7 protein-coding genes are annotated in these 9093 nt (G+C 68.1%); 3 read left to right on the forward strand and 4 right to left on the reverse strand.

Annotated features, from left to right (window positions below; all coding sequences use genetic code 11):
• Nucleotides 1-15: 15 nt before the first annotated feature.
• The 3 genes from atpA to ICN82_RS04925 all read right to left on the reverse strand — a co-directional run bounded on the left by atpA (nt 16) and on the right by ICN82_RS04925 (nt 3204).
• Nucleotides 16-1554 carry a F0F1 ATP synthase subunit alpha gene (atpA, locus tag ICN82_RS04915; protein ID WP_193180282.1) on the reverse strand — a complete coding sequence of 513 codons (1539 nt, stop codon included), beginning with the start codon at nt 1552-1554 and terminating at the stop codon, nt 16-18.
• Entirely contained in the window at nt 1554-2114 is a 561-nt protein-coding gene (locus ICN82_RS04920) for a F0F1 ATP synthase subunit delta (RefSeq protein WP_193180284.1), read from the reverse strand. Before ICN82_RS04920 ends, atpA begins: the two co-directional genes overlap by 1 nt.
• Before the next feature lie 328 nt (nt 2115-2442).
• Entirely contained in the window at nt 2443-3204 is a 762-nt protein-coding gene (locus ICN82_RS04925) for a class I SAM-dependent methyltransferase (protein ID WP_193180286.1), read from the reverse strand.
• A 61-nt stretch (nt 3205-3265) separates the two neighbouring features.
• On the opposite strand from ICN82_RS04925, the gene gloB reads away from it, so the two are divergent.
• The 3 genes from gloB (at nt 3266) to ICN82_RS04940 (ending at nt 7547) form a co-directional block, all read left to right on the forward strand.
• On the forward strand, nt 3266-4033 hold the full coding sequence (gene gloB, locus ICN82_RS04930; protein WP_193180295.1) for a hydroxyacylglutathione hydrolase: 768 nt from the start codon (nt 3266-3268) through the stop codon (nt 4031-4033).
• 192 nt (nt 4034-4225) lie between these two features.
• The gene (clpA, locus tag ICN82_RS04935) at nt 4226-6550 is read left to right on the forward strand and encodes an ATP-dependent Clp protease ATP-binding subunit ClpA (protein ID WP_193180297.1); all 2325 of its coding nucleotides are present in this window, start codon (nt 4226-4228) and stop codon (nt 6548-6550) included.
• A 64-nt stretch (nt 6551-6614) separates the two neighbouring features.
• A complete protein-coding gene (locus ICN82_RS04940; protein WP_193180299.1) occupies nt 6615-7547 on the forward strand; it encodes a M23 family metallopeptidase in 933 nt (310 codons plus the stop codon).
• A 164-nt stretch (nt 7548-7711) separates the two neighbouring features.
• Here ICN82_RS04940 and ICN82_RS04945 read toward each other — a convergent pair.
• Nucleotides 7712-9093 (reverse strand): peptidoglycan -binding protein (locus ICN82_RS04945; protein ID WP_193180301.1); only part of this gene is annotated, 1382 nt, incomplete at its 5' end.

Below are 9093 nucleotides of genomic sequence, written 5' to 3' on the forward strand. Positions count from 1 at the left end.
TGTCCCATCCAGCCCTTAGGAGAAGGTCGCAGCGTATTCGTCGAGAGCTGCCTTGACCTTGTCCGCCAGGTCGTCCTTCACCTTGCGGTCGTTATTGGTGATATCCGCCAGCAGGTCCGCCTTCTGGTTGCGCAGGAAGGACAGCAGCCCGGCCTCGTAGCGGCCCACGTCGGAAACCGGCACCTTGTCCAGGTAGCCGCTGGTGCCTGCGAAGATCACGCAGACGATTTCCGCGTTGGTCAGCGGCGCGTATTGCGGCTGCTTCATCAGCTCGGTCAGGCGCGCGCCGCGGTTCAGCAGGCGCTGCGTGGCCGCGTCCAGGTCCGACCCGAACTGGGCGAAGGCCGCCATCTCGCGATATTGCGCCAGCGACAGCTTCACCGGACCCGCGACCGAGGACATCGCCTTGGTCTGGGCCGAGGAGCCCACGCGCGACACCGACAGGCCGGTATTCACGGCCGGGCGGATGCCCTGGTAGAACAGCTCGGTTTCCAGGAAGATCTGGCCGTCGGTGATCGAGATCACGTTGGTCGGAATGAAGGCCGAGACGTCGCCGCCCTGGGTCTCGATGATCGGCAGCGCGGTCAGCGACCCCGCCCCGAATTCCTCGTTCAGCTTCGCCGAACGCTCCAGCAGGCGGGAGTGCAGGTAGAACACGTCCCCCGGATAGGCTTCGCGGCCCGGCGGACGGCGCAGCAGCAGCGACATCTGGCGGTAGGCGACGGCCTGCTTGGAAAGGTCGTCGTAGATGATCAGCGCGTGCCGGCCGTTGTCGCGGAAATACTCCGCCATGGCGGTCGCCGCATAGGGGGCCAGGAACTGCATCGGCGCGGGGTCGGATGCGGTGGCGGCCACGACGATCGAATATTCGATCGCGCCGGTTTCCTCCAGCTTCTTCACCAGCTGCGCCACGGTCGAGCGCTTCTGGCCGATGGCGACATAGACGCAATACAGCTTCTTCGACTCGTCGTCGCCGGCGGCGTCGTTATAGGATTTCTGGTTCAGGATCGCGTCGAGCGCCACGGCGGTCTTGCCGGTCTGGCGGTCGCCGATGATCAGCTCGCGCTGGCCGCGGCCGATCGGGATCATCGCGTCGACGGCCTTCAGGCCGGTCGCCATCGGTTCATGCACCGACTTGCGCGGGATGATGCCCGGCGCCTTGACGTCGGCGACGCGCTTCTCGGCGGCCGCGATCGGGCCCTTGCCGTCCAGCGGGTTGCCGAGCGCGTCGACCACGCGGCCCAGCAGCGCCTCGCCTGCGGGCACGTCCACGATCTCGCGGGTCCGCTTGACGGTGTCGCCTTCCTTGATGTCCTGGTCGGTGCCGAAGATCACGACGCCGACATTGTCGGCCTCGAGGTTCAGCGCCATGCCCATGATCCCGCCGGGGAACTCGACCATCTCGCCGGCCTGGATGTTGTCGAGGCCGTAGACCCGGGCAATGCCGTCACCGACGGACAGCACGCGACCGACCTCCGCGACCTCGGCCTCCTGGCCGAAGTTCTGGATCTGCTCCTTGAGGATCGCAGAAATTTCCGCTGCCTGGATTCCCATTATCCGACCTCTTTCATTGCATTCTGGAGGTGAGCGAGCTTCGAGCGGATCGAGGTATCGATCATCTTCGAGCCCACCTTGACGATGAGACCACCGATCAGGGACTGGTCGACGGTCATGTTCACTTTGACGGTTTTGCCGATCTTCCCGTTGATGGCCGAGGCCAGCGCCTCGATCTGCCCGGCATTCAGCTCGGTGGCGCTGGTCACCTCGGCAGTGACCTCGCCCTTCTCTTCGGCGATCATCGCCTGCAGCTGGCGGACCAGTTGCGGCAACACGAACAGCCGGCGCTTGGCCGCCATCAGCCCGAGCGTGTTCACCAGCATCGGCGACAGGCCCATCTGGCGGGCGACGGCCGTGATCGCGTTGCCCTGCTCCGCCCGGCCATAGACCGGCGAGGAGATCACCGCCGAAAGCTCGGCGCTGTCCGCGAGGGCGGCGTCAAGCGCCTCGATGTCGGATTCGAGGTTCGGGATCTGGCCGGCTTCCCGGGCCAGGTCGAACACGGCCGTGGCATAGCGCTCGGCAATGCCGGAGGAAATCGCTGCTGGTTCGGACACGTCCACCCTTCCGCGTGCTGGCCGCGCGTTCCGTTTCGGAAGCGCGGCGGTTTGAGGCCGCCCCGGAGCGCAGCCGCCAAAATTAGGGGGTGAGTAGCAAAGCGCGGAGCGTCTAGCAACCAATCAAAAATGTGGCATGATTCATTGAAACCACGCATTGCCAGTAACTTAGCCAAAGGTGCGACCCTATGGACAGACAAAGGAAACCAAAAGGTTAAGCTATCACGCCCCCGTGTTAGCGCTCCCTGCCGTACCGGCGGTTCAGATATGACAACGCGGATTGATGCGTGAAACCTGCCCCGGGGGCAGGTTCCCCCGGGTCCGGGAATCAGCCGCGCCGGTTCGGCAGCGGCGTCGCCACCGGCTTGGGCAGGGCGTCGAGGATCTGCAGCGGCCGCCGCAGCTCGGCGCGTTCGGGAGTGCCGCGCGGAGCGAAGACCCGCTTGGAGGCTTCCAGCATCAGCACGCCCCCGGCATAGCGGTCCGAGAGGCTGCGCCCGACCTGGTCCCACATCGCCCCGGTCCGCAGCCAGAACCGGCGGTGCGACGGCGGCTGGAACAGGGTGACCGTATGGAATTCCGGCACGAAGCCCAGCGGCCGGATCTGCGATTCAAGCTGGCCCAGGCTGTAGGGGCGCCCGAAACCGAAGGGCGTCTGATCCGAACGCGCCCAGAGCCCGGCCCGGTTGGGCACGACGAACAGCACCCGCCCCCCCGGCCCCAGCACGCGGTGGCACTCCTCCAGCAGCGCGCCCGGGGTCTCGGTCGTCTCCAGACCATGCAGCACGATCAGCTTGTCCACCGCGCCCGTGGCCACCGGCCAGGCGGTTTCCTCGCACAGCACCGAGACATTCTCCATTCCCGCGGGCCAGGGCATCACCCCCTGCGCGGAGGGCATCAGCCCGACGACACGGCGCGCCTCGGCCAGATAGGGGCGCAGCAGCGGCACGGCAAAGCCGAATCCCGCAACCATCTGCCCCTTGGCCTCGGGCCAGATCCGCTGAACCTGGCCACGGATCGCCTTCTGGGCGGCGCGGCCCAGGCTCGTCCGGTAGTAGAAATTCCTCAGGTCGAGCACATCAAGGTGCATTGCGCCATGTCCTCGGATCGGTGACCTTCTGGCTACCATAGCGACATTCGAGAGCCTTTCCATGCCCCTGACCCTCGCCACCGTCCCCTGCCTCAGCGACAATTACGCCTATCTGATCCATGACCCCGCGGCCGGGCGCACCGCCGTCATCGACGTCCCCGAGGCCGCGCCGGTCCTCGCGGCGCTGTCCGAACATGGCTGGAGCCTCGATGAAATCTGGATCACCCACCATCATCATGACCATGTGGGGGGCGTCGACACGCTGCGCAACGAGACCGGCGCGAGGGTGACCGGCGCCAGGGCCGACGACCACCGCCTGCCGCGGCTGGACCGGGCGGTGGCGCCCGGCGACAGCTTCGATTTCGCCGCGGCCCCCGTGGAGGTGATCGAGGTGTCGGGCCACACGGTCGGCCATGTGGCCTTCCACATCCCCGCCGCGAAGATGGCCTTCACCGGCGACAGCCTCATGGGACTGGGCTGCGGGCGGCTCTTCGAAGGCGATGCCGCGATGATGTGGGACAGCCTGTGCCGGCTGCGCGTCCTGCCCGGCGACACGCTGATCTGCTCCGGTCACGAATACAGCCAGTCGAATGCCCGCTTCGCGCTGACCATCGAACCGGACAATGCCGCCCTGGCCGCGCGTGCGGCCGCGATCGACGCGGCCCGCGCGGCGGGCGAGGCGACCGTGCCCGTGCGCCTGTCGCTGGAACTCGAGACCAACCCCTTCCTGCGGGCCGATCAGCCCGCGCTGAAGGACCGGCTGGGCCTGACGGGCACGCCCGATGCCGAGGTTTTCGGCGAAATCCGGCGCAGGAAGGACTCCTTCTGACTAGAAAATCTACAAACGCATCCTATTTAATCTGTCAAACAGGATGTGAAGCCTGCCGTAGAGTGATGCCCGGGAATAGGCAAAATTGCTACTTGAAGACGGGCCAAGAAAACCGAACTTTAAACATACGAGGTCACCGTTCGGATGGGGCTCTCCGGTCCCGTCCGACCCTTACTGCAAGGAGCACGGAGCGTGCCTTCATTCTCGACTACCCTCGAACAGGCGATCCACGCGGCTCTGGCCCAGGCCAACAGCCGCCGTCATGAACTGGCCACGCTGGAGCACCTGCTTCTCGCGCTCATCGACGAACCGAACGCGGCCAAGGTCATGCAGGCCTGCGGAGTGGATCTCGAGGCATTGCGCAAGACCTTGATCGAGTTCATCGACGAGGAGCTTTCCACGCTGGAAACCGATGTCGAGGGCTCGGAGGCCGTGCCGACCGCCGCCTTCCAGCGCGTCATCCAGCGCGCCGCGATCCACGTGCAGTCCTCGGGGCGCACCGAAGTCACCGGCGCCAACGTCCTGGTGGCAATCTTCGCGGAACGCGAATCCAATGCCGCCTATTTCCTGCAGGATCAGGACATGACCCGCTATGACGCGGTGAATTTCATCGCCCACGGCGTCGCCAAGGACCCGTCCTTCGGCGAATCCCGCCCGGTCTCGGGCGCGACGGATTACGAGGAAGAGGCCCAGACGACCCAGGAAACCGCCGAAAACAAGGAATCGGCCTTGGCAAAATATTGCGTCGATCTCAACGCCAAGTCGCGCAAGGGCGATGTCGATCCGCTGATCGGACGTGATTCCGAGGTGGAGCGCTGCATCCAGGTCCTCTGCCGCCGGCGCAAGAACAACCCGCTGCTGGTGGGCGATCCCGGCGTGGGCAAGACCGCCATCGCCGAGGGACTGGCGCGCAAGATCGTCAATGGCGAGACGCCCGAAGTGCTCGCCTCGGCGACGATCTATTCGCTGGACATGGGCGCCCTGCTGGCCGGCACCCGCTATCGCGGCGATTTCGAGGAAAGGCTCAAGGCCGTCGTCACCGAGCTGGAGGCGCATCCCGATGCGATCCTCTTCATCGACGAGATCCACACCGTGATCGGCGCCGGGGCCACCTCGGGCGGGGCGATGGATGCATCCAACCTGCTGAAACCCGCCTTGCAGGGCGGCAAGCTGCGCTGCATGGGCTCCACCACCTACAAGGAATTCCGCCAGCATTTCGAGAAGGACCGCGCGCTGTCCCGCCGGTTCCAGAAGATCGACGTCAACGAACCCTCGGTGGATGACGCCGTGAAGATCCTCAAGGGCCTGAAACCCTATTTCGAGGAACATCACGACATCAAGTACACCGCCGACGCGATCCGCACCGCGGTGGAACTCTCGGCGCGCTACATCAACGACCGCAAGCTGCCCGACAAGGCGATCGACGTGATCGACGAGGCCGGCGCCGCGCAGCATCTGGTCGCCGAGAGCCGCCGCCGCAAGACGATCGGCGCCAAGGAGATCGAGGCCGTCGTCGCCAAGATCGCCCGCATCCCGCCGAAGAACGTCTCCAAGGACGATGCCGAGGTGCTCAAGGACCTGGAATCCACGCTGAAACGCGTGGTCTTCGGACAGGATCGCGCGATCGAGGCGCTGTCCTCCGCGATCAAGCTGGCCCGCGCCGGGCTGCGCGAACCCGAGAAGCCGATCGGCAACTACCTCTTCGCCGGGCCGACCGGCGTCGGCAAGACCGAGGTCGCCAAGCAGCTGGCTGACAGCCTGGGCGTGGAACTGCTGCGTTTCGACATGTCCGAATACATGGAGAAACATGCGGTCTCGCGGCTGATCGGGGCCCCTCCGGGCTATGTCGGCTTCGACCAGGGCGGCATGCTGACCGATGGCGTGGACCAGCATCCGCATTGCGTGCTGCTGCTCGACGAGATCGAGAAGGCGCACCCGGATGTCTACAACATCCTGCTGCAGGTGATGGATCACGGCAAGCTGACCGACCATAACGGCCGCCAGGTGGATTTCCGCAATGTCGTGCTGATCATGACCTCGAATGCGGGAGCCGCGGAACAGGCCAAGTCGGCCATCGGCTTCGGCCGCGACCGGCGCGAGGGCGAGGATACCGCAGCGATCGAGCGGACCTTCACCCCCGAATTCCGCAACCGTCTGGATGCGGTCATCAGCTTCGGGCCGCTGCCGCGCGAGGTCATCCTGCAGGTGGTCGACAAGTTCGTCCTGCAGCTGGAAGCCCAGCTGATGGATCGCGGCGTGTCGATCGAACTGACCCCCGAAGCCGCCGCCTGGCTGGCCGACAAGGGCTATGACGACCGCATGGGCGCGCGTCCGCTGGGCCGCGTGATCCAGGAACACATCAAGAAGCCCCTGGCCGAGGAACTGCTTTTCGGCAAGCTCGCGAAGGGCGGGACCGTCCGCGTCGCCGTCAAGGACGACAAGATCGAGCTGGAAAGCATTCCGCCGCAGAACCCGCGCCTTTCGGGAAACAAGCCGCCGCTTCTGACCGCGGAGTGACCCGCTGCGCCTCGTCGCGATCCTGATGCTCGCCCTCGCACCTGCCGGTGCGGGGGCGTTTCAGTTGGAATGGCCCGTGGATTGCGAGCCGGGCAGAGACTGCCATGTTCAGAATTACGTCGACCGCGATCCGGGCCCCGGCATCCGCGATGTCGCCTGCGGCCCGCTGAGCTATGACGGCCACGCGGGCACGGATATACGCGTCGCGACGGAGGCGGCGCTTGCCGCCGATCCGCCCGCCATCCTCGCGGCCGCCGAGGGGAGGGTCACCGCCCTGCGCGACGAGATGCCGGATGCGCTGATGGGCACGCCCGGCGCCCCCGCGGCGGCGCAGCTGGCCCGGCGCGAATGCGGCAACGGCGTGGTGCTCGACCATGGCGGGGGCTGGCAAACCCGGTACTGCCACATGGAGCGGGGCTCCATCGCCGTCGCGCCCGGCCAGGTCGTCGAGGCCGGCACCCCGCTGGGCCGGATGGGCCGCAGCGGCGCGACCGAGTTTCCGCATCTGCATTTCAGCCTCAGCCGCGACGGCACGGCGGTCGACCCATTCGCGGGCGACCCCGAGGCGGCATGCGGCGATACCCGGTCCTCGCTCTGGGCGGATCCGCCCGCCTATCGCCCCGGCGGGTTCCTCGACAGCGGCATCTCCGACCGCGTGCCCGATTATGCCGAGATCCGCCGGGGGCTGCCGGGCCGCCCCGCAGGCGACGTCACGGATCCCGCGCTGGTGGCCTGGGCCTTCGGCTACGGCTTTCTTCCCGGCGACGCGCTGCGCTTCGTCATGACCGGCCCCGCGGGCGGGATCTTCGACCGGACGGTGCTGCTGGAAAGCGGCCACGCCCAGGCGTTCCGCGCCTTCGGCCGCCGCACGCCGCCCGGGGGCTGGATGCCGGGCCTCTATCGCAGCCGCGTCGAGTGGCGGCGGGATGGACGTATCCATGACAGCCGCGAGGTGGAGCTGCGCCTGATCACCGGTCCCGCGCGGCCGTCGCCCTGAGCCCGTCCGGTCCGGCGGCTGCCATGCGTGCGGGCCCCGGCCTGCCCGGGCACGGGATGCCTGCGCCGGAGACGCGGCGGGGGGCCGACCAAGGCCGCCGTCACCGGGGCAGGCCCCTCTCCGTCCTGGCGCGCCGCACCGGCCCGCCCCGCGCCGGACGACCCTCAGCGTTCGGTCAGCTTCAGCTCGATCCGCCGGTTGCGGGCGCGCGCCTCGGCGCTGTCGCCCGGGTCGACGGGCTGGTATTCGCCGAAACCCGTGGCCGCCAGACGTTCGGGCGGAAAGCCGTATTCCTCGATCATGAAACGCACCACGGACAGCGCGCGGGCCTGGCTGAGCTCCCAGTTGTCGCGGAAGCGGCTGGAGCGGATCGGCGTGGCATCGGTATGGCCGTCGACACGGATGATCCAGTCGATGCCCGGCGGGATCACCGCCGCGACCTCCTGCAGCAGCTGCGCGACCTTGGCGATCTCGGTGCGGCCGGTGGCCGACAGGTCGGCCTGGCCGATATCGAACAGCACCTCGCTGTCGAAGACGAAACGGTCTCCGACGATGCTGACCCCTTGCTGGTCGCCGATCGCGTCGCGCAGCCGCCCGAAGAATTCCGACTGATACCGCTCCAGCCGCTGCGCCTCCTCTTCCAGACGGCGGCGTTCGGCCTCTTCCAGTTCGGCGCGGCGGCGTTCCTCGCTGGCGGCCCGGGCCAGCGCGGTGTTCAGCCGCCGGTTCAGGTCCTCGATCTCGACCTGCGTTGCCTCGTCGCGATCCTCCGCCGCGCCCAGAAGCGCGCGCAGGCTGCCCAGCTGGCTGCGCAATTCGGCCGCCTGGGCATTCAGCAGCGCGACCTCGCGGGCCCGATCCTCCGCGGTCTCCGCGGTCCGATCTCGCGCCGTCTCGGCATCGGCCAGGGCCGCGCGCGCCGCCTTCAGCAGCGCCGCCTGACGCTCCGCCTCGCTCAGAGCCGCCTCGCCCTGCCGTTCGGCCGCCACCTGCGCGGCCAGCGCCGCCGCCAGACGGTCGCGCAGCGCCGCCTCGTCCTGCGTCGCGGCCTCCAGGTCGGCCTGCGCGGCAGCCAGCGCCGCCTCGCCTGCGGCGACCTCCTCGCCGGCCTCGGCAAGCGCCGCCGCCTGTTCGGAAACCTGCGTCTCCAGAGATTGCCCCCGGGCCAGCGCATCGGCGAGGCGGTCATTCAGCCCGTCCTGCGCCGCCTGCGCCGCCGCCAGCAGGGTCAGCGTCTCCTCCGCCTTCTTCCGCTGGGCCTCCAGCGCCAGCGACATGGCGGAAATCTCGTCCTGCGCCCCGGCCAGGCGCTGACGCAATGCCTCGGCCGCGGCGGCATCGGCCAGGCGCGCGGCCTCTTCCTCGGACAGCCTGTCCCGCGTCTCGGCGAGCGCGGCCGAGGCCCGGTCCAGATCCGCATCGCGCGCGGCCAGATCGGCGCGGGTCTGCTCCAGCAGCGCCTCGAGCGCCTCGCGCCGCGCCGCCGCCAGCCGGGCCTCCTCGGCGCCGGCGTCGATTTCGCTGCGCGCCCGGGCCAGCGACCGGC

It is taken from the genome of Mangrovicoccus algicola (assembly GCF_014903745.1).
In the GTDB taxonomy this organism is placed as follows: Bacteria; Pseudomonadota; Alphaproteobacteria; order Rhodobacterales; family Rhodobacteraceae; genus Mangrovicoccus; species Mangrovicoccus algicola.